27 protein-coding genes are annotated in these 24,566 nt (G+C 46.4%); 22 read left to right on the top strand and 5 right to left on the bottom strand.

The window, feature by feature from the left end; all coding sequences use genetic code 11:
• Positions 1-39: 39 nt before the first annotated feature.
• A complete protein-coding gene (locus H6626_09705; protein USN46489.1) occupies positions 40-1,038 on the bottom strand; it encodes a lytic transglycosylase domain-containing protein in 999 nt (332 codons plus the stop codon).
• A gap of 352 nt (positions 1,039-1,390) precedes the next feature.
• On the opposite strand from H6626_09705, the gene flgF reads away from it, so the two are divergent.
• The 10 genes from flgF to flgL all read left to right on the top strand — a co-directional run bounded on the left by flgF (position 1,391) and on the right by flgL (position 10,028).
• Positions 1,391-2,200 carry a flagellar basal-body rod protein FlgF gene (gene flgF / locus H6626_09700; protein ID USN46488.1) on the top strand — a complete coding sequence of 270 codons (810 nt, stop codon included), beginning with the start codon at positions 1,391-1,393 and terminating at the stop codon, positions 2,198-2,200.
• Positions 2,201-2,223: 23 nt separating this feature from the next.
• Positions 2,224-3,009, top strand: a complete 786-nt coding sequence (gene flgG / locus H6626_09695; protein USN46487.1) for a flagellar basal-body rod protein FlgG — start codon at positions 2,224-2,226, stop codon at positions 3,007-3,009.
• Positions 3,010-3,013: 4 nt separating this feature from the next.
• A complete protein-coding gene (gene flgA, locus H6626_09690; GenBank protein ID USN46486.1) occupies positions 3,014-3,952 on the top strand; it encodes a flagellar basal body P-ring formation protein FlgA in 939 nt (312 codons plus the stop codon).
• Complete coding sequence (locus H6626_09685) at positions 3,949-4,734, top strand: flagellar basal body L-ring protein FlgH (GenBank protein ID USN46485.1); 786 nt, start codon at positions 3,949-3,951, stop codon at positions 4,732-4,734. The genes flgA and H6626_09685 overlap by 4 nt, the downstream gene beginning before the upstream one ends.
• Positions 4,731-5,738 (top strand): flagellar basal body P-ring protein FlgI, encoded by a 1,008-nt coding sequence (locus H6626_09680; GenBank protein ID USN46484.1) that lies wholly within the window; start codon positions 4,731-4,733, stop codon positions 5,736-5,738. Before H6626_09685 ends, H6626_09680 begins: the two co-directional genes overlap by 4 nt.
• 317 nt (positions 5,739-6,055) lie before the next feature.
• Positions 6,056-6,376 carry a rod-binding protein gene (locus H6626_09675; GenBank protein USN46483.1) on the top strand — a complete coding sequence of 107 codons (321 nt, stop codon included), beginning with the start codon at positions 6,056-6,058 and terminating at the stop codon, positions 6,374-6,376.
• Between the two features lie 138 nt (positions 6,377-6,514).
• On the top strand, positions 6,515-6,832 hold the full coding sequence (flgM, locus tag H6626_09670) for a flagellar biosynthesis anti-sigma factor FlgM (protein ID USN46482.1): 318 nt from the start codon (positions 6,515-6,517) through the stop codon (positions 6,830-6,832).
• A 12-nt stretch (positions 6,833-6,844) separates the two neighbouring features.
• Positions 6,845-7,366 carry a flagellar protein FlgN gene (locus H6626_09665; protein USN46481.1) on the top strand — a complete coding sequence of 174 codons (522 nt, stop codon included), beginning with the start codon at positions 6,845-6,847 and terminating at the stop codon, positions 7,364-7,366.
• 51 nt (positions 7,367-7,417) lie between these two features.
• Complete coding sequence (gene flgK / locus H6626_09660; GenBank protein USN46480.1) at positions 7,418-8,842, top strand: flagellar hook-associated protein FlgK; 1,425 nt, start codon at positions 7,418-7,420, stop codon at positions 8,840-8,842.
• 10 nt (positions 8,843-8,852) lie between these two features.
• Positions 8,853-10,028 carry a flagellar hook-associated protein FlgL gene (gene flgL, locus H6626_09655; protein USN46479.1) on the top strand — a complete coding sequence of 392 codons (1,176 nt, stop codon included), beginning with the start codon at positions 8,853-8,855 and terminating at the stop codon, positions 10,026-10,028.
• Positions 10,029-10,126: 98 nt separating this feature from the next.
• Here flgL and H6626_09650 read toward each other — a convergent pair whose 3' ends face one another.
• Positions 10,127-11,131, bottom strand: coding sequence for a hypothetical protein (locus H6626_09650; protein ID USN46478.1), 1,005 nt, complete (start codon positions 11,129-11,131; stop codon positions 10,127-10,129).
• Positions 11,132-11,377: 246 nt separating this feature from the next.
• Here H6626_09650 and H6626_09645 point away from each other — a divergent pair, with 246 nt between their 5' ends.
• From H6626_09645 to H6626_09630, 4 genes are all read left to right on the top strand, one after another.
• The gene (locus H6626_09645; GenBank protein USN48994.1) at positions 11,378-11,944 is read left to right on the top strand and encodes a toxin-antitoxin system HicB family antitoxin; all 567 of its coding nucleotides are present in this window, start codon (positions 11,378-11,380) and stop codon (positions 11,942-11,944) included.
• A complete protein-coding gene (locus H6626_09640) occupies positions 11,937-12,344 on the top strand; it encodes a HEPN domain-containing protein (GenBank protein USN46477.1) in 408 nt (135 codons plus the stop codon). The genes H6626_09645 and H6626_09640 overlap by 8 nt, the downstream gene beginning before the upstream one ends.
• Positions 12,345-12,481: 137 nt before the next feature.
• The gene (locus H6626_09635) at positions 12,482-12,844 is read left to right on the top strand and encodes a hypothetical protein (GenBank protein USN46476.1); all 363 of its coding nucleotides are present in this window, start codon (positions 12,482-12,484) and stop codon (positions 12,842-12,844) included.
• An 80-nt stretch (positions 12,845-12,924) separates the two neighbouring features.
• The gene (locus H6626_09630) at positions 12,925-15,102 is read left to right on the top strand and encodes a hypothetical protein (protein USN46475.1); all 2,178 of its coding nucleotides are present in this window, start codon (positions 12,925-12,927) and stop codon (positions 15,100-15,102) included.
• Between the two features lie 20 nt (positions 15,103-15,122).
• Here H6626_09630 and H6626_09625 read toward each other — a convergent pair whose 3' ends face one another.
• Complete coding sequence (locus tag H6626_09625) at positions 15,123-15,638, bottom strand: hypothetical protein (GenBank protein USN46474.1); 516 nt, start codon at positions 15,636-15,638, stop codon at positions 15,123-15,125.
• Between the two features lie 210 nt (positions 15,639-15,848).
• Between H6626_09625 and H6626_09620 the strand changes: the two genes are divergently transcribed.
• From H6626_09620 to rfaE2, 8 genes are all read left to right on the top strand, one after another.
• The gene (locus tag H6626_09620) at positions 15,849-18,029 is read left to right on the top strand and encodes an acetyl-CoA hydrolase (GenBank protein ID USN46473.1); all 2,181 of its coding nucleotides are present in this window, start codon (positions 15,849-15,851) and stop codon (positions 18,027-18,029) included.
• A gap of 148 nt (positions 18,030-18,177) precedes the next feature.
• Positions 18,178-18,405 carry a carbon storage regulator CsrA gene (csrA, locus tag H6626_09615; protein ID USN46472.1) on the top strand — a complete coding sequence of 76 codons (228 nt, stop codon included), beginning with the start codon at positions 18,178-18,180 and terminating at the stop codon, positions 18,403-18,405.
• Between the two features lie 113 nt (positions 18,406-18,518).
• Positions 18,519-19,073 (top strand): flagellar assembly protein FliW, encoded by a 555-nt coding sequence (locus H6626_09610; protein ID USN46471.1) that lies wholly within the window; start codon positions 18,519-18,521, stop codon positions 19,071-19,073.
• Between the two features lie 137 nt (positions 19,074-19,210).
• Positions 19,211-19,798: a hypothetical protein gene (locus H6626_09605; GenBank protein USN46470.1), complete on the top strand. Its 588-nt coding sequence runs from the start codon at positions 19,211-19,213 to the stop codon at positions 19,796-19,798.
• Between the two features lie 67 nt (positions 19,799-19,865).
• A complete protein-coding gene (gene prmA / locus H6626_09600; protein ID USN46469.1) occupies positions 19,866-20,792 on the top strand; it encodes a 50S ribosomal protein L11 methyltransferase in 927 nt (308 codons plus the stop codon).
• A 6-nt stretch (positions 20,793-20,798) separates the two neighbouring features.
• Positions 20,799-21,551, top strand: coding sequence for a 16S rRNA (uracil(1498)-N(3))-methyltransferase (locus H6626_09595; GenBank protein ID USN46468.1), 753 nt, complete (start codon positions 20,799-20,801; stop codon positions 21,549-21,551).
• Positions 21,552-21,561: 10 nt separating this feature from the next.
• Positions 21,562-22,467 (top strand): hypothetical protein, encoded by a 906-nt coding sequence (locus H6626_09590; protein ID USN46467.1) that lies wholly within the window; start codon positions 21,562-21,564, stop codon positions 22,465-22,467.
• Between the two features lies 1 nt (position 22,468).
• The gene (gene rfaE2 / locus H6626_09585; GenBank protein USN46466.1) at positions 22,469-22,927 is read left to right on the top strand and encodes a D-glycero-beta-D-manno-heptose 1-phosphate adenylyltransferase; all 459 of its coding nucleotides are present in this window, start codon (positions 22,469-22,471) and stop codon (positions 22,925-22,927) included.
• A 60-nt stretch (positions 22,928-22,987) separates the two neighbouring features.
• On the opposite strand, the gene H6626_09580 is transcribed toward rfaE2, so the two are convergent.
• Both H6626_09580 and H6626_09575 read right to left on the bottom strand, forming a co-directional pair.
• A complete protein-coding gene (locus H6626_09580) occupies positions 22,988-23,725 on the bottom strand; it encodes a hypothetical protein (protein USN46465.1) in 738 nt (245 codons plus the stop codon).
• Positions 23,726-23,908: 183 nt separating this feature from the next.
• Positions 23,909-24,511, bottom strand: coding sequence for a hypothetical protein (locus H6626_09575; GenBank protein ID USN46464.1), 603 nt, complete (start codon positions 24,509-24,511; stop codon positions 23,909-23,911).
• Positions 24,512-24,566: the final 55 nt, after the last annotated feature.

Genomic DNA, 24,566 nt, shown 5'->3' with positions numbered 1-24,566 from the left:
TTTTTTGGACCATGAATATTGAGTTAAAATAGGTTGATATTACAGGGTTTTTCTTATGTAACTGGCCACCTTGCGATTGGTGCCCCGGGGAATTCGGATTTTGTGACCCTTGGTGATCGGTGGTATAAATCCTTTGATCAGCTCAGGGTTTAGTTGGGCCAGGTTCTTGTAGTTCACACCGATGTGGTCGGCCAATATTTTTAGGTCAGTGCCACCGGGTACATAAAAGTACTCATAGGCATAAGGCGCGCGCGGTTGAATGTTTCGAAAGCCATAGAGCTTTGGTGCTTTTGCAATGAGAATGGCCGCAATGAGCTTAGGAATATAGTCTCTCGTTTCGCTAGGAAAGCCTTTTTGTTTAGCCAGAGCCCAGAAATTTTTGGTTTGATGGCGCTTAATCAAGCGCTTTAATCGAGCCTCACCCATATTATAGGCGGCCACGGCCAGATACCAGGAGTCGAACATCTTATAGAGGTCACCGAGGTATTGGGAAGCTGCGTGCGTGCTCTTTCGGTAGTCTCTTCGTTCATCCAGCCACCAGTTAGTGCGAAGGCCATAGCGATTGGCCGTGGCTTCAATAAACTGCCAATATCCCACAGCTGAAGCGGGGCTCACAGCTTTGGCGCGAAATCCGCTTTCGATCATGGCCACATAGGCTAAATCCAGAGGCAGACCACGACGCTGTAAGGTTTTTTGAATGGAAGGCATGTATCGGTGGGAGCGCTCGAGCCAAACCTTAAAACCCCGTCGCCCTTCACCTTGAAAATACAAGATCCACTTCTTTACCTTACTATTGTAGGTCATAGGCAAATCGAAGAAGGGGCGTTGGTCTACTGAGTGGTAAATGGGCCGTTTACGAGCTGGGTTTGTGGGGTTGGCATTTGTCACAGGGCTGAACGGCTTTGATGGTTGGTGGGTGGTGGGATTTTTAGGTACCGCAGCCAAAGCCAATTGAGACCCTAATCCGACACTTGCATTGATCACCATAAAAAGCGCCAGTTGCAGATTTAAGGTCCTTTTAAAAAATGTCATCTTCATCGAGTTTTGACCCTTGTTTTGTTTTTTGCCCCAGATACTGAGTATTCATTAATTTTCTGATTACGTCGAGTTTGGCGTCATTATATTTGTGGACCTGTCATATTGCTGACACACAACGCTTTTTATCCTCGACTTTTGTTTGGGAACCCATTTGCGAAATGTTGAAACTACAACGGCATGATCTGCCTCATACTTAAGAATAATTTGAAGCGGGATATTTTTCTGTCATTTTGTCGGGTTACGCCTGGACGAGTCCAACGTCTCTACATCAATCTGGCATATTCATTGCTGCTTAAACAGTTAGCGGGCCTCTACCTATGATGGGGCCTGCGGTTTTACCCAGGGATGAGGTATGAGTAACAAAGGGATTTACACGGCATTAAGTGGAGCTATTGCGCAAAGTCAGCGATTGGACACGATTGCCAACAATCTCGCAAATACCAGCACCACGGGCTTTAAAAAAGACGATCAGGTCTTTTATGAATACCTCACTGCAAATGAAAAAGGCACAGATGTTATTCAAGTCCCAAAAATCCCTGCCTCTATTGAAAGTTTTTATCATATGCAGGGTGGGGATCGTGGCTATGTGGATTCTGCGGGTACCTACACCAATTTTGAACAAGGTATTTTGCGACCAACTGGAAATCCGTTGGATGTGGCGTTAGAGGGGCATGGTTTTTTAGAAGTTCTCACACCAAATGGCGTGCGAATGACTCGTGATGGGTCATTTAAAGTCAACGATCAGGGTATCCTTGTGTCGAAGCAGGGTTTCCCGGTGTTGCAAAGTCTGCCCGGTGTGGAACCAGAGCAACGAACAATCACTGCAAATCAAGGGCAGATCACAATTTCTTATTCGGGAGACGTGTATGCCGGTGGGGAGCTAGCAGGGCGACTGGCTGTAGTCGATTTTGAAAAACGAGACGTTTTACAAAAAGAAGGACAAGGACTTTACAAAGTGAAGAACAACTTTGAAGTCGAACCTCGTGCGGTTGAAGGGGCTAAGGTACATCAAGGCTTCGTTGAGGCCAGCAACGTGAACGTTGTTGAGGAGATGACCTCTTTGATTCAGGCCACAAGAGCGTTTGAGAGCACACAGCAAGCCATAAAGGCATTTGATACGATGAATGAAAAACTAGTGAACGTGGTACCGAAGGCGAACTAGGAGAAAATGTTTGGGAGAGCTAAATGTTTAAGTCTCTAAATACAGCTGCAACTGGAATGAAGGCGCAGCAAACCAATATGGACACCATTGCCAACAACTTGGCCAACGTATCGACCACGGGCTTTAAAAAAGCCAGGGCCGAGTTTGAAGACTTGATGTACAACACTCTCAAAGAGCCAGGGTCTTCAACCGGAGCTAACTCGATTTCACCAACAGGCGTGCAGGTGGGGCACGGAGTGAAACTTGGTGCCATTCAAAAAGATTTTGGACAGGGTCAAAGTAATGTGACCAGAGCGCCCTTCGACGTTGAAATTCAAGGCCCCGGATTTTTTGCTATCGAAGCCAACAACGGACAAATTGCATACACTCGCGATGGAGCTTTTAAACGGGGTCCAGATGGACGCTTGGTGGATCGAAACGGAAATCTTTTACAGCCAGAAATCACAATACCGCCCGATGCGTCGGCTGTAGAAATAAACCCAAACGGGTTAGTGCAGGTTATTCTGGGTGTGGACTCGACTCCGATAAACATTGGACAGATCGAGTTAGCAAATTTTATTAATCCTGCGGGATTAAAAAATATTGGTGGAAACTTGTTTGTGCCAACACCTTCGAGCGGCTTGCCGCAACAGGGACAGCCGGGACAGTCCAACTACGGAAGTCTGGCGCAGGGGCAGCTTGAGACCAGTAATGTGAATATTGTTGACGAAATGGTGAACATGATCTCTGCACAACGGTCTTACGAAACAAATTCGAAGGTCATTCAGGCGGCAGACCAAATGTTACAATACGTAAACGGTTTGAGGTAATCCATTGAGATGTGTTTTATTGTTTGTCCTTATTTTAGTTAGCAACACGGGCTGGGCCAGCTCAGGCATAGTGGTGCGAGCCTACAGCAAGGTTCAGGAAGTAAAACCAATTACATTGGTAGATATTAGCGATACCAGAAATATTTCTGAACAGCAGCGCGAAAGACTAGAGAAAATCGTCATCGGCCAAGGGCCGAAACAAGGTGAGCAAGTTCAATTTTCTAGTGACCAGATTGCGCGAAGTATTCGCATGGGCCTGCCAAAAGGGGCTTCAATGCCAATGAAAATCCCAACAAAGATTGTTGTGGAGAATCGAGGCTACGAACTCACAAAAGAGGCCATCACTGAGTCTTTAAGCCAAAAATGGAAGGCGGATTGCGCAAGCTGCCGATACATCATCCATAATGTGTCTCTTCCCATTGTTGGAAAAGAACGAATGGGTCAGAAGTGGCGGATAGTTGAGCCCGTTCGAAAACCAAAAACAACATTCAGCGTGCAAGTGGCCATCGGCTCTACCGCGGGGGATGAGCAATATTTTTGGGTGACCGGACGGCTTGAGGTTCAGAGACAGGTGCCGGTGGCCGTGCGGGCTATGCCAATAGGGTATCAGCTGAAAAAAGAAGACATGCGCTTTGATTTTAAAGATGTCACTTTGGCCACGGACTCGGCGCCTGAGTCAGAGGGGCAGCTCGCTGGCATGGCACTTCGTCGAGCTGTGGCGGTAGGTGATATCTTGTGGCACGGATCGTTGGTTCGGCCAAAAGCTTTGCGACGAGGTCAAACGGTAAAAGTAACCTCCGGGAGCAAAGATTGGCAAGTGACCATTTTGGGCGTGGCCGAGCAGGATGCCTATGTGGGTGAAGTGGTTCGAATTAAAAATCCCCAATCTAAAAAAATATTTTTAGCAGAAGTATTGGGACCAAATGAGGTTGTGGTCAAATGAAGCTATTGATAAATCTCATATTAGCACTCATATTTCTTAGCTCACTATCTGGGTGTGCGAGCTTTGGTAAGAAGTTGAAGGCTTTTTTAAGTAAAGACCAGGCTCAAGACGTTGAGGGTCAGCAAGTCGCGCCGAGACCGAACTTAGGAACAAAATACTCCGATGTTCAAACATTTGTGCAAGCCCCTCGCCGTAAATATCAGCGAATGACAAAAGAAGATTTTGAAAAAGGCTCTCAATTGGCGAGCGAGGCCGGGTCCCTTTGGATTATGGAAGGGCAAGGGTCATATCTGTTTTCTCAAAATATCATTCGCATGGTGGGAGATCCAATTGCGGTGAAGATCGAAGGTGATCCCAAAGATCAGCTTGAGTCAAAAATGCAAGTTATTGATAAGTTACTTAAAAAACTAGAGGCCCGGCGGGCCGCAGTGGCAAGACAGCTGGCTTCGCAGCGAAAAGCTCAAGTGGCTGGAGAAGTGGCCACTCAACCGCAGGCCGATCCTGAACCCACTCCCGCTCCAGAAGAGGGTGGCGCGGCAGCGGACAAAGATGCCGAGTTCAAAGTGAAGTTTGTGCCCGCCCGGATTACTGAACGACTTGTCGATGGAAACTATCGCATCAAGGGAAGTCAACCTTTCTTAATTGGCAAGAAAGAGTATCTCGCTATCGTCACCGGAATTGTCCGGCCCGAGGATTTTTCTGAGGAAGGTATCAGTGCTAAAAAGCTAATTGATCCTCGTTTTGATATCGTGAGCAGTCGTGGGAAGGAGCCGGAATCATGAGGGCCTTTATATTTACCCAGCTCATAGTAATTATCTTGGGAATGGCAATGACGGCAAAGGCGGCTCGTCTGAAAGACATCGCCAACATTCGAGGCGTTCGCAGCAACCAGCTTGTTGGTTATGGTATTGTGGTGGGACTTAACGGAACTGGCGACAGCGGACTTGAGTACACGAACAAAAGTATTTCGCGAATGTTGGACAAATTGGGAATGAAAATTGGCGGAGATGAAGCTGCCAGTAAAAACGTGGCTGCCGTTTTAATCACGGCAGAACTGCCGCCGTTTGCCCGAGCCGGAAACAGAATTGATGTGACTGTGAGTGCTTTGGGTGATGCCACAAGCCTAAAGGGCGGGACTCTTGTACAGTCTCCGCTACGAGCGGCGGACCAACAGACCTATGCGGTGGCACAGGGAGCTGTGTTAGTGGGCTTCAGTCAATCCGGCGTGCATGAAACGGTGGCGCGATTGCCCTCAGGTGCAATCATTGAAAGGGATTTGGGCGGAGATTTCTCAAGTCGAAAAATGTTTAGACTAACCTTACATAATCCTGACTTCACCACGTCGGCTCGAGTGGCCAAGAGAGTCAACATGGAGCTTGCAGGAAAATACGCCAGTGCCCTAGATGCGGCTACTGTAGATATCGTCTCTCCGGCCTCATTTGAGGGTAAAGGTGTGGAGTTATTGGCCATGATTGAATCACTGCAGGTTTCTCCCGATTTACGGGCAAAAGTGGTGGTCAATGAGAAAACCGGAACGGTGGTTGTGGGGCATGAAGTGCGTGTGTCCCATGTGGCCATCAGTCACGGAGACCTTTCATTAAAAGTCGAAGGTGAAGAAGACAGTAAAAAAGGTGGTCCACGCGTGGTTGAGATAAAAGCCTCAGCGAGTGTGGGCGATATTGTAAAGGCAATGAATCAGTTAGGTGTGACGCCGAAGGATCTAATAACAATTCTTCAAAGCGTTAAGGCAGCGGGTGCTCTACAAGGAGAGTTAGAAATACTTTGATTAACAATTTATGAGGCTGCGGCACATGGATGTGCTCAGCTTCTGGGGGGAAGGGTGAGTTAGAGAACGTTTACCAAGGACGGTCAAGAGACTCCAGTTTCTCGCAGGAAACAGGTGAAAAACATTCAGTGCTAACCAAGGAATGGTTCGTACCGATATTACCCAGTGCAGGATGCACTACGGTTCCTGACTCATCTTCCCTCATTTTTTAAAGGAATTTTACACTGAGCAACTCTATCAAGATACATCAACCCATATCACTGAACCGCGCTCGTGAGTTACAGACCGAGCAGGGTCAACAAAAGCAGGATGCAAAAATGCGTCAGGCCTCTCAGATGTATGAACAGCATTTTCTCCGCGAGATGGTGAAAGCCATGCGAAGCACGGTCCAAAACGGCGGCTTGATGGAGCCAACAATGGCTGAAAAGATCTATAGAGAAAAAATCGACGACAGCTATGTAGAATCTTGGGCCAACAAAGGTGGAATTGGTCTTGGCGATATGATCTACAATCAGTTGAGAGAGCGTTTACAGGCTCAAAATGCCAAGGGATTTCATGAACAGAAGGGCGCTCTCCCCATAGCTAATGAGAAATATTTAGCGATAAAGAACAAGAAACCAGTGGGGAAGCTAGACTAAAGTATAACGGTTTAAAGATGTGGGGCTCGACTAACACGTCTAAAGCCATGCAGGAGCGGGAGACAGAGAGTATTCGGTTGGTTAGAAGAGTCTCGTTATGATACAATTTTAATAAGTGTAAATGCCTTTGGAGGGCGTATGAAAGTCAATAACAACATTGGAAGCAGTTTGACAGGCATTGAGGCCAAGAAGGCCGAGCAGTCCACACGCAAGGGTGATAAAGGTGGAATTACAGATAGCCTTGATCCAAAATCTTTAAAAGACGCTTCTAAGGTGAACGTCTCAGAACAAGCAAGGGCGTTTAATAAGGCAAAAGAAATCGCTATGCAGGCCAATGATGTGGATCACGAAAAAGTGGCGCGTCTGCAAAAGTTAATCGACTCAGGAGATTATAAAGTAGATGCTGGTGCTGTGGCGGACCGACTGATTGCTGAACACTCTCAGTTTAATGATTGATAAAAAGGGCAAATGGCAATGAAACCAGAGAGCCAAAAAACATTTAATGAATTAGTTGAAAACTTAGATCAGATGATTAAGGTTTATCGACAGTTGTTGAACATCGTACGAAAAGAGCGAGAGATCTTGGTTTCGGCAAATCTTGATGATTTAAATGACAACAATAAAGCAAAAGAATCGATGTTGATTCAGGCAAAGGCCATCGAAGATCAGCGGCTTTTGCTGACTGAGAAGCTGGCCGCAGAAGAGGGTATGGCGGACGCTCAGCCTAAATTGCTTGAAATGGCCGTCCATATTGGCGGACCTGATGGTGACAAGCTTCGCAACATGCACGCGGTTCTTGATTTGCTCATGCGAAGAATTAAAGAGTTCAATGGATATAATGAGTCCTTAGTTAATTCAGCGCTTCAAAATATTACTGGAGCCATGAAGGCGATTAAGGAGACGTTACAGGAGAAGCCCACTTACCAAAAACAAGGTAAGATCTCCTCTGCCGGAGGGCAGGCAGGGCACTTGGTAAGCCGAGAGGCTTAGCAATAAAGGGCGAAGCTGCAGGAAGCAGCATGGCCGTTTTGAGGAGACAGGATGTCCCGTATATGGTCCATGATGGATGTCGGTCGGCGTTCAATGATGAACAGCCAAACAGCGTTGCAGACCGTCAGCCACAACATTGCTAACAAGTCCACTGACGGATACTCTCGTCAGCGCGTGGAATTGCAATCAAACCCACCCATCGGGCAGGGCCGGCTGCAAATTGGAACGGGTTCTCGGGCCACAAAAATTATTCGCATCAATAACCCCTACCTTGAGCGCCAAATTGAGCAAGAGCAAAATAACCTTGGCTTCTCTGAAGCCCGGCAGCAGGCTCTTTCAAGGGTTGAAGAAGTTTACAATGAACAGGTTAACAAGGGGATCAACCGCTTTATGACTGACTTTTTCAACTCATGGAGAGAGTTGAGTAACAGCCCCGAGAGTCTGGCCTCGCGCACACAGGTGAAAGAGGCCGCAAAATTTTTGACTAACGATTTTAAAAGGGCCTATGGTCAGCTCACGTCCGTACAAACTGATATTGATTATCAGATTCGCACGCAGGTTGAACATATCAATGAAATCACCAAAGAAATTGCAAAGCTCAATGAAAAAGTTCAAATCGTAGAGTTGAACAACGTGCCAGCCAACGACGAGCGAGATCGACGGGATGAGTTGATCAAGCGTCTCTCAGAAAAAGTTAATATTCGGTATGCCGAAGGTAAAGATGGTACTGTTACCATCACAGCGGGTAATGCCGCGGTTTTAGTGTCAGGTTACAGTTATCGCCCCATTGAAGTGGCGTCCACGCCAGGGCGCGAAGGGAAGCGAGAGGGCAACTTCGACCTATTCTATCGTTCAACAGACTCGTCGACACCCGTGCGGATTACAGATCAAATTACTGGTGGCGCACTCGGTGGTATGCTTGACGTGCGAGACGACGTGGTGAATGGATTTCTTCGGGATTTAGATGAGCTAGCCTACGAGCTGACCTATCAAGTTAACCGGGCTCACGTGGAAGGATTTAACAGATACAGCTCAACGGGCGTGAACTTTTTTGATTCTGTGCAAGAAGTGGACGGGGCAGCGATCAACCTCAATGTGAACGAAAAAATATTAACAGATGTGGGTCTTATTGCTGCGGCAGCAACACCTAACTCTCCCGGTGACAACCGGATATCCAACGTGATTCACCAACTGCAGAGTCAAAAAATCATGCGAGAGGGTTCAACCACATTTGATGACTTCTACAACAGTATGGTGGGTCGGGCAGGTATTGAGGCTAACCGAGCTAACTCATCCCTCGAGTCGCAACAAGATATCATTAAGCAGCTAAAAAATATGAGAGAAAGTATTAGTGGCGTTAGTTTAGATGAAGAAACCACAAAATTGATTCAGTTTCAGAAATCCTTCGATGCGTCGGCGAAAATGATTAAAGCCGCCGATGAGATGATGGATACCGTACTGAATCTGAGAAGGTAGGGCCTGAGTCATGCGTGTTGCTGATAACATGAAATTTGATCAAGTCCGACATAACATTTCGAGAAATCGATCCGAAATGTCACACCTGCAAAACCAGGCGGCCACACAAAAGCGCGTAACGAAACCCTCCGATGACCCCGTGGCAGCCTCTCGAGTTTTGTCGGTAAGGGTGGAGGCCGAGGCTGCGGGCCAGTATGAGAAAAACCTAAACTATGCTCGCTCCTTTCTAGAATTCACTGACCAGTCCTTAGGTGAAGTGACGGACCACTTGGTGCGAGCTAAAGAACTCGCAATTAATCAATCGAGCGATGGGAGTGCCAACCCAGAAACCCGCCGCGTGGTGGCTGAAGAGATCGGGCAAATCTACAATCAGCTTGTGAAAGTGAGTAACCGACAATTGGGAGAGCGGTTTATTTTTGGTGGATATCGCACCACTCGTCCGCCCTTTTCTAACTTAGGCCAGTACAATGGCGATGATGGCGAAATGTTGGTGGCTCTAGACAAGGGCTCATTTTTGGCAATGAATATTCCTGGCAATAAAATCTTTCAAGGTCAGGGCCTTTCCGGTGACGGGATTGTGCACGTAACCACTACTCAGGCGGCCACACTTGATGAGTTAATGGCTCAGTTGGGCAAGAGCGAAGAATTCAAACAAAATGAAATGGAAGAAAAGGCTCTGCACGATCAAAAAGTAGAGCAAGCACGAAACAAAAAGCAAGAGCCAGAACCAGAGCCAGACCGGGGCAACATGCGCATCCGCTTGCGAGGCCCGGCATCCACCGAAGGCCAAAGTGGGAATGGCGCCAATGAGGGCGGCGTGAATCCATCGGACTCAGGTCTAGATGAAGCCGGAATTAGCATATTCAGAACCGTGCGTGATTTACAAATTGCACTTAAAACCAATGATCAAAAAGCCGTGCAAGATACTCTAGAGAGTCTTGATACGGCAATCAACCAAGTGATTCTCGCCCGAGCGCAAGTAGGGTCGCGAGTATCTATATTAGACACGGCACTAGGTACATTGCAGAAAAACGAAGTGGACAATAAGGTTTTCGTGTCACAACTCGAGGACGTCGACGCCTTTGAGGTGATTAGTGACATCAACAAAACAGAAGGCACTCTCAAAGCCACACTACAAACCTCAGGCAAACTACTCATCCCCAGCCTCATGGACTTTATCGATTAATATTAGGTACCAGCTTCTGTTGTGGCGGCATCTTGAAAATTGTAATAAGTGGTGTGCTCAGCAGAGGTCCTAGGCCAAATTCAAGCAGCTAAAGTTTCCTACCGCAGAAGGCCTGCGCAGTTGGGGACGACTTGGTCGGGATCTGCTAAGTTCAGCGTTCCCTTTTTTGCACCGTGAAAAATGTTTTTCAATTGGTCGGATTGAAGGCCGGTTTTCGTTTTTAAATATTCCATCGTGAAACCAATGTAGTACCAACGATTGCGTTTACGGGTTTTGGGCAGAATTCCGGGTACCAACGGAGCGTTTGTGGCCAACATGAGGCTGTGAGGCTGGGAGATTTCAGTTAATTTGTGCAATGTGGGGGCGAGGTGGCGGCTTGGGTCCATGTATTCGGTCCACCAAGCATTGCTCATATCAAATGTTGAAAGGGGAATTTCTGTGGTTTTGATGGCCTCCACCATACTCACCACAGTTTTTACGTCTCTGAAGTTCACAAGTCGAGCGACGATTCGGCCTGATTGTGCGGCTTGATGAATTTTTTGAAAACACCCACATTTAAAAAGGTAGTTACTCTCTGCAAAGGGACCGTTGGCGTCGTCTTCAGTGCTATGAAAACTATTAAAGGCCTCTCGATTGATGTTTTCACTCCAGAACTCAAAACCTTCAGCATCCATGTTTGAAAAGGCCTCTTTTGGTAAGTTGAGATCTTTAATTTTCTTGGACCAAATTTTGTGTGATTCGGCAAATCGGAGAGCGCGATACTCATCCAACGATTCAGACATAGCCAACAGCGCAATATTAATATTTGCAAAACGAATCACCTTAGGGTCGGCATCTACAATCATCAGATGGCTGGCCCTATCGGCCATAGCAAATCCCATAAAGGCTCGTTCGGTACCCACTGAAAGGTAAATGCCCTCAGGCGCCCGCCTCAGAAGAGCCTTAGCATCATCAGGGAACTCTTCATTGGGAGCCACAAAATTAACCGGTCGCAGGCCATGGTTATCTGAAGATTCTTCAAATGGAGGCACAAAAGCGGCAGCAGAACCCGCGATATGGGCAATGGCCCAAGCCTGTAAAATTATTTTTAGTATAGATCTCATAGCCCTAACTCTATGCAGACATTGCGTTTTTTTGATTCCCACTAATGGATAGGGAAATGCCCTAAAACCATCAATCTTGCAACAAGTAGCAATTAAGTGGCCAAAGGAGTCTTTAGCGAAGAATGAATATTTGTGAGAGGGCCCGACCTTCGACGTTTGGGCTTTTCTCTAATCGGCCTGGCCCCAGGATCAACCTGGTCGATCTATATTCTTGATAAAATGATACTATAGTACTACAATCAATCGATGAATAAGAAAACAGCTTCCGGAAAATTCGTAGTGAGAGTCCCGCCGGACCTTCATCTAGAGCTGAAACGAGTGGCACTTGATCAGGGTGCTTCACTCAATCAGGTTTGCGTGGATCGGCTGAAGCAACCCGCAACGGGTGCAAAGGGACTTCTTGTTGATACTTTACAGGAGTTTGTCGGCGATGGCTTGGTGGCCATCGTTCAATATGGATCATCAGTACGGGGTGAAGCTACCGAGGCTTCGGATATTGATATCCTTTGTGTCATTGATGATAGCGTTAATATCCAACGACAGCTTTATCGAAAGTGGGATGAGTTGAGCGAGAAACGGCAATTAAGTAAAAAATATGCCGTTCACTTCACTCACCCGTTGGTTGATGATTTGAATGCCAGTACACTATGGCTGGAGACAGCCTTAGAGGGAATGATTTTGTTTGATCCAAGTCTACTGGCTCAGAGAATTTTTGTAAAACTTCGGCATTTGATATTTGATCAAAAATACCGCCGCAGTCTTGTACATGGACAGCCAGTTTGGGTTTATAACAGCGGAGAAGGTCATGCGTAACATGTCGTTGATTCAAGATTATTTGTCGAGATCTCAAAAACGCCTAAAGGCGGTCCAGACATTGTACAACGAAGAATCTTGGGCGGATGTTGTGAGAGAATCACAAGAAATTTTAGAACTTACGCTAAAGGCCTTGCTTAGGGCCTCTGCCATCGAGGCGCCACGGATACATGATGTCTCTTCCGTGCTTGAAGACCACAAAGAACGCCTGCCCAAAGCTGTGCAGCAAAAATTAACTGAAATAGTTCAGCTCTCAAGGTCTCTTCGGCGTGACAGAGAGTTGGCCTTCTACGGCTCAGAGGATTTAACCCCTTCCGAGTTTTACGAAAAGGCTGACGCCGACCTTGCCTTTGATGGAGTTACCTGGGTTGTCGAGCTTGTGGTAAAAGAAGTGAAATAGGGTCAATATTTTCGAAAGAGTCGTATAGTGGGGCATTTCAACTTTGGGCGAAAGAGCGTTCACACAAAAATACAGGTTCTTATGCTTGCCAAGGCCGCAAAAGATGAATAGGAGAACAGAAATCAAAGGGGGGACGTTTGACGTATCTCATTTTCTTAATGTCATTGATGATCGGCTCCACAGGGGCAGCGTATGAAACAGGCCAACATTGGTTTGATTTGGTGTTGGAGCCGGAGGTAGAGGCCTATTTTATGCGGCAGGGGGCCCCACCCATTTGCCATTTTTCGTCGAACGATCTGAAAAATAAAAATCTCACAATTCTTAATGAAACAACTCACTTTCGGGTGATGAAGATTTCTGCCGTGGTGCCCGTTCAGTTTTTGGACTGTGACCCCAGCAACAAGACCGAACTTTATGAGTGCCAATCCATTTTTCAAGTTACGCCCGGCGATCAGGGCGCGTGGGTTGTAAGTTCAAGTTGCGAAAAAATTCACGACTAGAGGTCTAAGGCATTCTTTTATTTCCCGATGGTCTGAACCTTGCTATGTCATTCCAGTCAACTCACTCATTGGGAGGTTCGATGGCTGCCAGGCTTATCGGAGTCTTATTCGTTGTCATTTTTTCACAAACTGTCGCGGTTTCGGCCAGTGTGGCCAATGACGGGCAGTCACAGGATTCTCATCAGCCCCGCGAATCAGACCTCATTATTGAATCAAGGATCATGTCTCGGCTTGGCGATTCCGCCTGTGTTCGGGTATTGAAGTCTCGGGATACCAGCACGGCAAACTCGTTGTTAAAATTTTCTACGGAAGTGGATTTGGCTCAGGCCGAACGCATGTTGACTCGTTTAGCCGTCGAAGACCTCGAAGAACGATGGAAGCATCATAACGGGGGTTGGCCGTTTTTGAAAAATCCCTGGCAGGCCGTAAAGCACGCTTTGGCGCGGGCAAGCCTGGGTTTTTCTTCTTATCGCCTGCGACAGGCGCGAATTTTAAAAAGCGAAGGGTCTAAGCCTTTTTATGCTGTTGATGCCGAGGATGTGGCCAGCGCCGTTGTTTACGGTGATTATCTCAGACGTGAAATAAAACTGAGAAACTTAAGTGCACAATTAGAAAACCTGCAGGAATCCGGGGCCAATGAGTCGTCCATTGAATCTATCAGGGCAGAAATAGAATCATTGAGAAAAGAAATCGACAGTCTGCCACCAGAATATAAAGAAGCGCAGGAGCGAATCAGTGAATTGGTTCAACACATTGCAAACTACAGGTCAGAATATGTAGAATTATATACCGCCGTTGTAAACCACTGGATCCAATTAGAAATTCTCTATGCGTTAGAGCGCTTGCCCAAATCAGATTTTCCTGTGGACATAGAGGAGCTTCCCGTTTTTTCAGTGGGTGGATTTCAAACTGTGTCGATGGCGATCATGGAACGGGAAAATGTAGTCAACTATATAAATGAACGTCGTCAAGAGATGTTGATCCTGTTGAATTCAAAAAATGGAAAGTTATCTCAACTTGAGCAAAGGTATGCCAAAGAGTTGCGATCGTTGGCAGAGGTTGTTAGACAGCTAAAGAAACAAGTGGCCGACGGCAGACTCAGTGGCGAAGCATTAACGGAGATTAGGGCGATCGAAGGTCACCTGCTGGCTGCAGAGCTAGCTCCCACAGTGCAGTCGATTAAATGGTTGGCCACCTTGGTTTACAAGGCTGAAAAGCAACGACGAGATACAGCAAAAAACACAGAAGAAGATGATCGCGCAGCCAGCTTTTTATCACGCGCTTTTGGTGGACTTTTCTCCGAATCAGAGGCTGCAAGTACCCTCAATGAGTTTGAAACATATAAGCTTATTAAAGATCCAAAAAGCCTTTTGAATCGTTTGAAGGTTTGGGCACGTCGCTTATTGTTGGCCAGTAGTGTTTCAGGGGCCGGACTTGTCGGATATGCGGCTGAAGTGGATAAGGCGATCATCAGTACTTTTAACAGAGCTTGGGACGCAACCACATCCAAAGTTGAAGATGTAGCGAACTACTTGCGAGAAGATGATCCGACAATCAATAAAATTGCAGTTGCCGAAACAGAAAGCGAGCAGAGAGAGCTTTGGTTGAAGTTCGTAAAAGAGCGGTTTCCAGAAATATGGATCTATGACAAAGAGACAGACGACAAAGTAGTTTCTGAGGAAGAAAAGGAGTTGTTTGTTGAGCGCAACGCTAGGCTGGCGCGAGCCCTTCTTAGGGAGCAAACGCAATCGGCAATTTCTGAGGGATTAACACAGGAACAGCTAGAAGAAGAAGCTCAGCGCAGAAGCCGCGTGTCGCAACTTTTAGAACTCATCCGCGAGAAAACCATTGTCACAGATAGAAAGCTTGTCGAATTCGTTGTTCGCAAAGACGAAGACAAGTTTTTGTCGGCCTCAGATTTCATTAGTGGTGAAATCGAAGCGCCTGAAACTGCCCCAGCGATAGCGAACTTATTAAGGCGACACCTAGACGGAGATCTCTCAATAACAAAAGAAGAAGTGGTATTGCAGTTAGCATCGCAGATGACCGATCGGGATGAAACCGAAAAGCAAAAAGTGGCTGAACGAGGTTACGAGCTTGTGGCACGCCTATTGTGGTATAAGCGGCGGGCTGACGGACAGCGGTTATTGATGAAAGAATCAGAGCTTGTTCAGTACCTGCACACATTGGTCGCACAACAGGAAATAGATACGGATTTAGCCAAGGTGATTCGCGAGGCTCTGAACGAATGGCTTTAGCTTTTGCTTCATCCTAGACATCAGTATCTTTTCAATAAATCGATTAACTGTTCTCGGTTAAAGGGTTTAGCCATAAACCCGTTGAACCCGAATCTTAGCACACTCTCTTGAATATCTTGAGTGGCATTGACCGTAAATATCAAAAAGCCAGAATCTTGGGGGCTCGCTTTAATGCGCTGATACTGAACGTTCAGTTCTGCTTGGCCTTCGTCAGTGAATTTAATCGAATTACCAACCACATTTAACAAAATCTGTTTCAATTGGGTGGGGTCAGAAAAAATCACAGCAGGAACGCGGGCGTCGAAACCGGTAAAAACCTGAAGTCCTATTTCTTGAGCCAGTGGTGATAGAAGGTCCATTACCGAGTTCACCAACTCTTTGGTTGGTATATCTTCTTTTGTGACCTGATGTCGGCCAGCCTCAATCTTTGAAACATCAAGAATGTCAGAGATTAAATTTTGCAAATGCACAATATTTCGGCGAATGATCCCCAGATACGTTCTTTGGTCTTCGGAATTCACATTATCGTCGGCCAATATCTCAGTAAATCCGGCAATGGCAGAGAGGGGAGTTTGCCCGTGGCCAAGAACAAAGTTGTTGAAGCGCCAATAGCGCCAATTGCGCAGATAACAGCTGGTAGCCAGAAGTCTTCATAGTTTTGAAATTCGTCATTTGCGAGAACCTATCTCCTTGATATTCATAAAGAATTCTGCTCTACTGCGTATTAACGAGGTGGGGCGATTCAGGTGGCACAACTAGATAAATCAACGCCGCAAAAATTTATGAATCCACAAGAGTGTGTGGATAGGGTGGTGGCCCACGTGGGTAAGTCCATCGTTCTAGGGATTCCCCTGGGCCTGGGTAAACCCAATCACTTGGTGAATGCATTTTACCAGCGCGCTAAATCCGACCCTTCAATTAATCTTAAAATCATGACAGCTCTGACCCTTGAGAGACCAAAGGGAAAAAGTTTTTTTGAACAACGTTTTCTTGGTCCATTTGCCGACCGGGTTTTTGGTGACTATCCTGATTTAGACTACGAGTTGGATCGGATGGCGAAAAAACTGCCTGCCAACATTGAGGTAGTGGAATTTTATTTTCCGGCCGGAAAGTATCTAAAAAACACCGACGCCCAAAGACACTATGTGAGCAGCAATTACACGCATGTGGCACGGGATATGATGGACCACGGAGTGAATGTACTAGCCCAGATGATTTGCGAAGACTCAAATCAACCCGGTGACTATAGTCTTAGTTGCAACCCGGATGTCACCTTAGACCTGGTGGAGCCGCTCAAAGAAAAAAATAACTCTGGGCAGCCCACGGCGATAGTGGGACAGCTGAACAACAATTTACCTTTTATGTACGGCGATGCCGTCGTACCCTCGAGTACTTTTGATTTCGTGGTCGATAATCCAGAACAGCATTACAAAGTTTTTGGTCCGCCCAAAATGGCCATATCTGACGCTGATTTTATGATTGGCCTGTACGGCAGTCTTCTTGCTCGAGATGATGGAGAGTTGCAGGTAGGCATCGGGTCGCTCGGCGATTCGTTTGTATATTCGTTAGTTTTGCGACAGAGGCAAAACCACATCTACAAAAATATTTTGGCCGACATTGATGCTGAAAATCGATTTGGCCAGATCATAAAAGACAAGGGCGGGGTGGACACCTTCGAAAAAGGTCTGCTTGGAGCCACAGAGATGCTTGTAGACGGCTTTTTGCACCTCTTTGATACGGGCATAATTAAGCGCCAGGTGTTCGATGATGTGATATTGCAGCGCCTGTTAAACCAAAATCGGATCACCTATAAAGTCAATGGCGCCATGGTAATGGCTCTACTTGAAGAAGGCAGAATACGTGCCAAGCTCCGACAGCAAGATTTTGAGTTTTTGCAGGCGTTTGGTATTTTCCTTGACTCAAGTGTGATCACTTACAAAGAGGGAAAGATCCAACATAAAAATGGCGATGTGTTTGCGGCAGACTTAGGTGAACAAAAAAGTCGACAATACATTTTTAGCTTCTGCCTGGGCGATCGATTGAAAAACGGAAAAGTCATGCATGGCGGTTTTTTTCTCGGGCCGCAGGCTTTTTATGAAGCCTTAAGAACGATGCCAAAAGAAAAGCGAAATCTTATCAGCATGAAAAGCGTGAGAAAGATCAATCACCTTTACGGGCACGAAGAAATCGATCGTTTACACAGAAAAAATGCTCGATTTTTTAACACGTGCCTGATGATGACCCTACTGGGAGCCGCCGTGTCTGACGGATTGGAAGACGGTCGCGTGGTTAGCGGCGTGGGGGGGCAGTATAATTTTGTGTCGATGGCTCAGGAGTTACCAGACGGATACTCCGTGATTCAGTTACGTAGCACTCGGCCAGATGGAAAAAAACTAAAATCAAATATAGTTTGGAGCTACGGACACGCGACCATACCAAGACACTTGCGGGATATAGTTATAACAGAATACGGAATTGCAGACATTAGAGGGCAAACTGACGAAGAAGTTATAAAGCGACTTTTAAACATCGCAGATTCTCGATTTCAGCCCGAACTGTTAAAGCAGGCAAAAAAGGCAGGCAAGTTAAACGAAACCTATGAAATCCCGGAGTCCTATCGAAACAACTATCCCGAAGCCTACAAAAAGTGGCTTAGGAAGTGGCGCGAACAAGAACTCTTCCCGCGCTTTCCTTTTGGTACTGATTTTACAGAAGAAGAAATCACCCTCGGTGCCGCATTGAAATCTTTAAAAAAGAAATCTGAGGGGGCCTGGGGCGCGGTGCTCCTGGTCTTACAAGCCCTTTTCAAAGGCAAGTTAGACACTAAATACCTGCCTCATCTAAAGCGCATGGGCTTAGATACAGTGAAAAGTCCAACCCAATGGTTTTACCGACGCCTTCTCTGCTCAGAACTTAAACAAAGTTAATGGCCAAAGGGCTAAAATTGCGTTCTTGACAATTATTTGCCCACAGAATAGCTAATGTTCCATTCGAAAAACGCCGAATGGGTCTTACGAGAGGATCGTTAAAGACCGCTCGTCAGTCTTTGACCAGGATGTTGAAGGAGACCAAACCATGTTGGTTTTGACCCGCAAATTGGGTGAGAGTATCGCCATCGACGACCACATAAAAATACGTGTGGTGCAGATAAAAGGTAAACAAGTTAGGCTAGGTATTGAGGCTCCTAAGGACACCAAAATACACCGTGAAGAAGTCTACGTGGCGATCAAAGATCAAAACCAGGAGTCTGTAAAAACCACCTCGGAAAACACCCGCGCCGTGGCAGCGCTCCTGAAAAAATAACACATTTAGTCATCAGTTTATTGGACTTAGGTCCGAATTTTTTTCAAATTCACCTTTATTTGGGCTTGCGGTGTCTTAGGGATAGGGGCATCCTTTAACAGTAGGGAGGGGAGATGAAGATTCAGACGTCCCGCTTTGGTGCTGTGGAGTTTGCCGAAGACGACATTCTAGATTTTCCAGAAGGGCTGCTCGGCTTTGATCACATGCGCCAATTTGTCCTTCTCGATGATCCCCATGATGAGATTTTTATCTGGTTGCAGAGCTGTGAAAATCCAGCCATTGCTTTTCCGGTTTTAGAGCCTGAGCTGTTTGCTGAAGGTTATAGCATCCATCTTGGAAAACGAGATCTGGAGTCTCTAGATATTAATAGTCTAGATGATTGTCGGTACTTCACCGTTGTAACTATTCCCGAGGACCCGACGAAAATGACGGCCAACTTGAAAGCTCCCATCATAATAAATGGTGCAAACCGAAAAGCGAGACAGATTGTTTTACAAGATAACAATTTAGCCATTCGCGAACCCATCTTTTCAAAGTTGCAACAACGAGTGGTTCAAAGTCCATCTCACCCCATCAAAAGCCAGGCTTTGGATTGGGGAGTGGCTGTGGCATTGCCCTCTGAAGACATAGGTTCAGGCACTGGCAGCGAGCCCGGGGCCACCGCTTAATCGGCGACATAAGTCCAATTTCTAAAAGAAGTCTTAAAGTCTCATTCCGAGATCTCCGAATAGTATCATGAACGCCAGGAAGGCCTAATTCGTTGTGTAAAGCACGGACCGCTTAACTCATGATAGCGGAGTTTTATATGCCTTCAGTTTGGCAAATATTAAGTTGGATATTGGCGCTGGTCACAGTCATAACCGTAGCCCCAGCTCGGGCTCAAGAAGTCACAGTATTTGATGTACGAAAAAACCTACCAATGAGCGATGACGAACCTGTTTACCGCGATTTTTATATTAATGCGGGGTCTAATGCGGGAATTAAGTCAGGTATGATCATCACAGTCATACGAAAGCGGGCATTGTATGACCCTTACCAAAATAACAATCCCTCTGACCTATCTGTTCCGGTTGGTGAACTAAAGGTTATTCACGTGCAAAAAGACATGAGTGTGGCTAGGCTTCATCGCACATTTGACCGGGACAATATGCCTATTCTTGAATTTAACTTCATCCTGGTGGGTGACCGCCTCGATCTGGGCACGGCTCATTTTGGTGGGGGCGAAAAAAGTGAAAAGGCCAAGGCACCCACCAAGTCAGCAGCCGCAGAGACGCCGATCATGGTTCCTAAAAAGCCACAACTGGCAAAGCCGTTTGAAAGCATGGAGTTTGCCTCAAGTAAGCCGGTACCTGGCGACGAACAAGCCCCTGTTGAAATGCCTGTGCAAAACTGAAACACGCTAGGCCAGGGGAAGGGAAGCCCACCCATTTTGAATAAAATTTTCGCTTCCATGGGAATCGATGGACACTCCCGATCCCTCCCGCCATATTCGGCGCATGTCTGAGTCTTATTTGCGAGTCACCTTGGTCGGAGTTGACGATCAGGATGAAGAATTTGTCAGTGACCTTTGCTTTCAATTTGGAGCATCGGGAATCACAGAAAAGTTGTCTTACGTACAAGACACTGACACCTTTGCCGTCACCACGCTGCCCACGAGCACTCATGATTTAGAGGTTTATTTTGAAAGTAAACCATCTGAAGATTTCTATTTTAAATTACAGGGGCAATATCCGGGCGTAACAATTGAAACCCACGAAGAGCCGCACAAGGATTGGCTCGCTGAATGGAAAAAGGGGTTCAGGTCGTTTCGATTGGCTGATGAGATATGGGTCGTGCCCAGTTGGCTAGAGACTCCGGCAGAAGCGAAGTCCATCATAAAGATGGATCCCGGCTTAGCCTTTGGTACCGGTACTCATGCCACCACGCAGTTGATGTCACAACTTTTGAGTGAATACCCTCAGTGGCACAATCAGCCGTCAATTTTAGATGTGGGCACCGGCACAGGGATACTTTCCATTTTATCTGTCATGTTGGGAGCCTCTCAGGTGATGGCCACAGAGATTGACGAGTTGGCGCGCCAGACGGGTCGGGAAAATGTGGTTCTTAATGGCGTTGATTCTAAAATAAACGTTATTGATGAACAGGTCGATGAGATCGATCAAAAGTTTGATATAGTGGTTGCAAATATTATTGATGGAATTCTTGTTCAGATCTCTTCGCACTTGAAAAGGGCCTTAAATCCCGGCGGCCATTTGTTTCTAACAGGAATTTTACTTGAAAGAGAAAAACAGTTTTTAGATCGCTTTGGGATTGATCCTGACTTCAGCGTATTGAAGCGTCTGGCTAAAGATGAGTGGGTGGGATTTGAACTTGTTAAAAAAGGATGACCTTTCATGCGCCGGTATTTTCTAGAGCCGGGAAGTATTCAAGACTCTGAGGTTTTGATTACAGGAGATGATTTTCACCATATTCACCATGTTTGCAGACATCAAGTGGGAGACCGCTTTGAAGTTTTAGGGGTAGAACACAAAGCCTTTCTGGTTGAACTTTTAGAAGTTTCAAAAAAAACCGCTAAAGCTCGAATTCTCGAGACTCGATCGGTTCCGCCGCTGCCTTTGCCTCGGATTTATTTGGCGGTAAGCTTATCCCGTTTTGCCACTATGGACACCATCGTTGAAAAGGCCGTCGAGCTGGGTGTGGCCGAATTTAGACCATTTGTGTCATCTCGGAGCTTTATGACTCGAGTTGAAAAGATCCCGGCCAGCAAAGTGGCTCGATGGGATAAGATCGTTAAGGGAGCCACTCAACAGTCCGGGCGTGGTGAAAAAATGCCTGTGATGCCGGTTGTGCCGCTCCCAAAATTGTTAGAAGAATTTAACCAGAGACATCGCTGCGGGGGTCTATTTGCCTATGAGGGGCTGTCAGATACGAGCATTAAGCCGGCTCTCCGGCAGCTGAGTCAAAGCGACCTCAGTGAAATCTGGATATTTGTGGGAAGTGAAGGGGGGTTTTCAGAGGACGAGGTTTCTCTGTTTGCTGAAAATGGATTGCGCCCGGTTACTGTGGGCGATCAGGTGTTGCGAGTGGAAACGGCTTGCTTGGCGCTAGTGAGCGTCATAAAGTATGAATTCGACCTGATGTCATAGAGGAGGGGTTGTGGATTCATTTGATGATTTTGAAATGAAGCCCATTACTGAGGGTTTGGGATTTCACAAAAAAGCAGTGAAACTCAATGATCATGTTAAAAAGGCAGACCTGTTTCGCGAAGGACCAGGTCGGTCCATACCCCAGGCGCCTAGTGAGGATGCTTTAGCGGATGAGGCCAGGCGAGCGACCTCGGCTCTGGATGAACTTCTGGCGTCATTGGAGCCACCAAAATCTTTACGAGCACAAGAGTCTGCGGCACGAAAAAAATCTCAAAACGACGTGAAAATCTACGAACCTCTCCCGCGAAAAGACATTAATAAGGCCGTATCCTTTGAGCCCGAAATCGAACCCTCTCGTTCACCTTCTCCTGAAATTAAAGATATGGGAGTGGGAGCAGAACTTGTGCGTCAAACGCCGCCGGCCATAATCAAACCGGCAAAGGCTTCCACAGGGACGCAAAGGGGGGCTTCTGATCAGCCGCCTTATCGTTTGCGACCGCAGCCAGCAAGCTTATCATCGGCAGCACTGGATGCGCTGGTCGTCCTCGCGTTCTCAATGGTTTTTTTGTTGAGTTTACTGTTGGTCACAAAAGTGGATCTGCTTGCTGTTTTTGACACGGCTAAGACGGACCTACCCACGCAATTGAGTATGGCCATATTGTATTTGGCTGTGCTTGAAATTTATGTGGTCATCTCAAGAAGCTTTTTCGGAAAAACTTTGGCCGAATGGACTTTTGATCTCCAAATGGGTGACGATAGACAAGTAAAAAAGGCTTACTATCCATTGTTGGTGGTTTGGCGAAGCCTAGTGGTGTTGGCCACAGGTGTGGTGTTGTTGCCCTTATTATCGTTTATAGTTCGGCGCGACCTCACCTCGTATCTCTCTGGCCTGCAACTTTATAAAAAGCGACGGTAGTTTGAGCCAAGTCATTGCAAGAGAAAATATCAAAAAAGTCTTGGCATCACCACGTGCAGGCAAAAAACTTGTTTTTACAAACGGGTGTTTTGATATTCTGCATGTGGGCCATGTTCGCTACCTGCAAGAAGCCAAAGCCCAAGGTGATTTATTGTTTGTAGGGGTAAACTCTGATGCCAGTGTAAAGCGGTTAAAGGGCTCCTCTCGACCTATTCAAAATGAACAAGACCGCGCAGAGATTCTATTGGCATTATCTAGTGTGGACTATGTTTCTATTTTCGACGAAGACACGCCTGAGCAGTTGATTCATGTGGTAAAACCAGACGTTCTAGTAAAGGGTGGCGACTGGTCCATCGATCAAATTGTCGGAGCCCCTTTTGTTCAGTCTTATGGCGGCACGGTAAAATCTTTGCAGTTTGTCGAGGGGCGATCGACGACAAAAATCATTGAGCGTTGTTAGGGAATTCGATCTGCTAAAGTGTGATCGGCATTTTCATATCGAGTGCAGCCGTTTTGGCCACTATAGGCGCAGCCCCAGTTTAGCGCTAAAAACAGGGTCAGGATATCGATCAAGTTGAGCGGCCACAAAAAGATTGTCTTGATGAAAAGTCAGTCCAACAAAGGTATGCATTTGTTGTAGGGTCGTTTCCACGAGCTGGCGCTCGTTGGCTGATATAGCAGGCTCCATAAGACTCACGGAGGCCTGCCCAGTGGTTTGCAAATGGCCGCCACCAAAATAAACAGCCAACTTGTTTACGTTCACTGCGAGAAGCATTTCAATGCCCAAGGTCGTACCAAGGATTTTATCGCCATAGTTCATGTGATTGCCGTGGGTCACGAAAGAGATATTCATCGGGATGCGTTGGGTTTCATAGAAGCTCCAACGAAGTAGGCTGCCAAACTCATTAACGTCAAGGCCGCCACTCAATGGAGCAAAGTGAAAAAAGATATCGACATTTTTATAAAGGCCTTTGCCTACAGAAATCTTAGGAAACTGAATTTCTAGATCTGTAGAGGTTGTACCAGCGCCAAGGCTAGCTAAATCACTGGCATCCACGGTTTCTAACGAAACCCCAACCTCAAAGCCAGGATACCCTCCTAGAGGATAGGGGTTAGACAATATCTTGGTGCTGGTGTTCGTGGTGACAATTCGAATGACCTCGCGCAGGTCACTGATCGTCATATTTGTGGGCAAATCCATTGGCCAGGCGGTGGACCCAACAAAAATCAAAACAAAACCAAGAAAATAGTTTTTCATAAAACGATTGTGACTTGAAATGCTGATAAAGTGTACAGGCTTTCAAGCTAAGAGCCGCTGTGTCATTGCTGGGAGAGTGGCCCATTTCACGGACTCGCAGCAGGAATTTACTGTTGATTGAATAGGTTTCGAAAAGCTTCGGTTGTGCCTGGACTCAATAAGCCCAATATGTGGCTGCAGAGATCAGTGTGACGATCGCCAATGATTAAGTAAGGTCACTTTGCATGACGGTGCTGTTTTGAACTCGCTGTCAAAGAAAGTTCGCACTTTAAGGGTCGATTGCAGGAAGGGGTTCCACTGGTGTTCGCTTCGCAAATTGTATTCAATAGTGAAGTAGGCCAAGTGATTTGAGAGATCTAAATCCAAGAGAAAGGTTCGTCGCATAAAAACCCGAAGAAACTGATAAGGGTAAACGCTCATTTCAGATGTCGCAAACTCAAATGAGACCAGCTCTTCGTTTGCATCAGCTGAAATATGAGAGGCTTTTAACTCTAGTGATTTTACCAGGTCACTGCCATCATAAAACGAAATCTGTATTTGGCCTTGGTCTTTATTTAGAACTTGCAACGACACCGAACTGAAGTTGAGCTCAGGTACCTCCGGTGTGCCAATGGGCGAGGTAGTGCGGCTGACTTCCTTATGATTAGAGACTTTGAATTGAAAATCTTTAATAACATTCTCTACTCGATTGAGGATGCGATTCTTGGCCTGAGAAGAATCCTCGGCTCTCACAGCGCCGGCGCAAAAAAACACCGCTGACAACAAAATGACAATTCGTAAATGCATTTTCAAAAACCCCAATTAGGGGCGCGAAATTAGAAGTTTCGTAGGTCTATGGCAA

This window comes from Pseudobdellovibrionaceae bacterium (genome assembly GCA_023898385.1).
Taxonomy (GTDB): Bacteria; Bdellovibrionota; Bdellovibrionia; order Bdellovibrionales; family UBA1609.
Note: the sequence above shows the minus strand (reverse complement) of the source record. Positions and strands in the feature narration are given on the sequence as shown.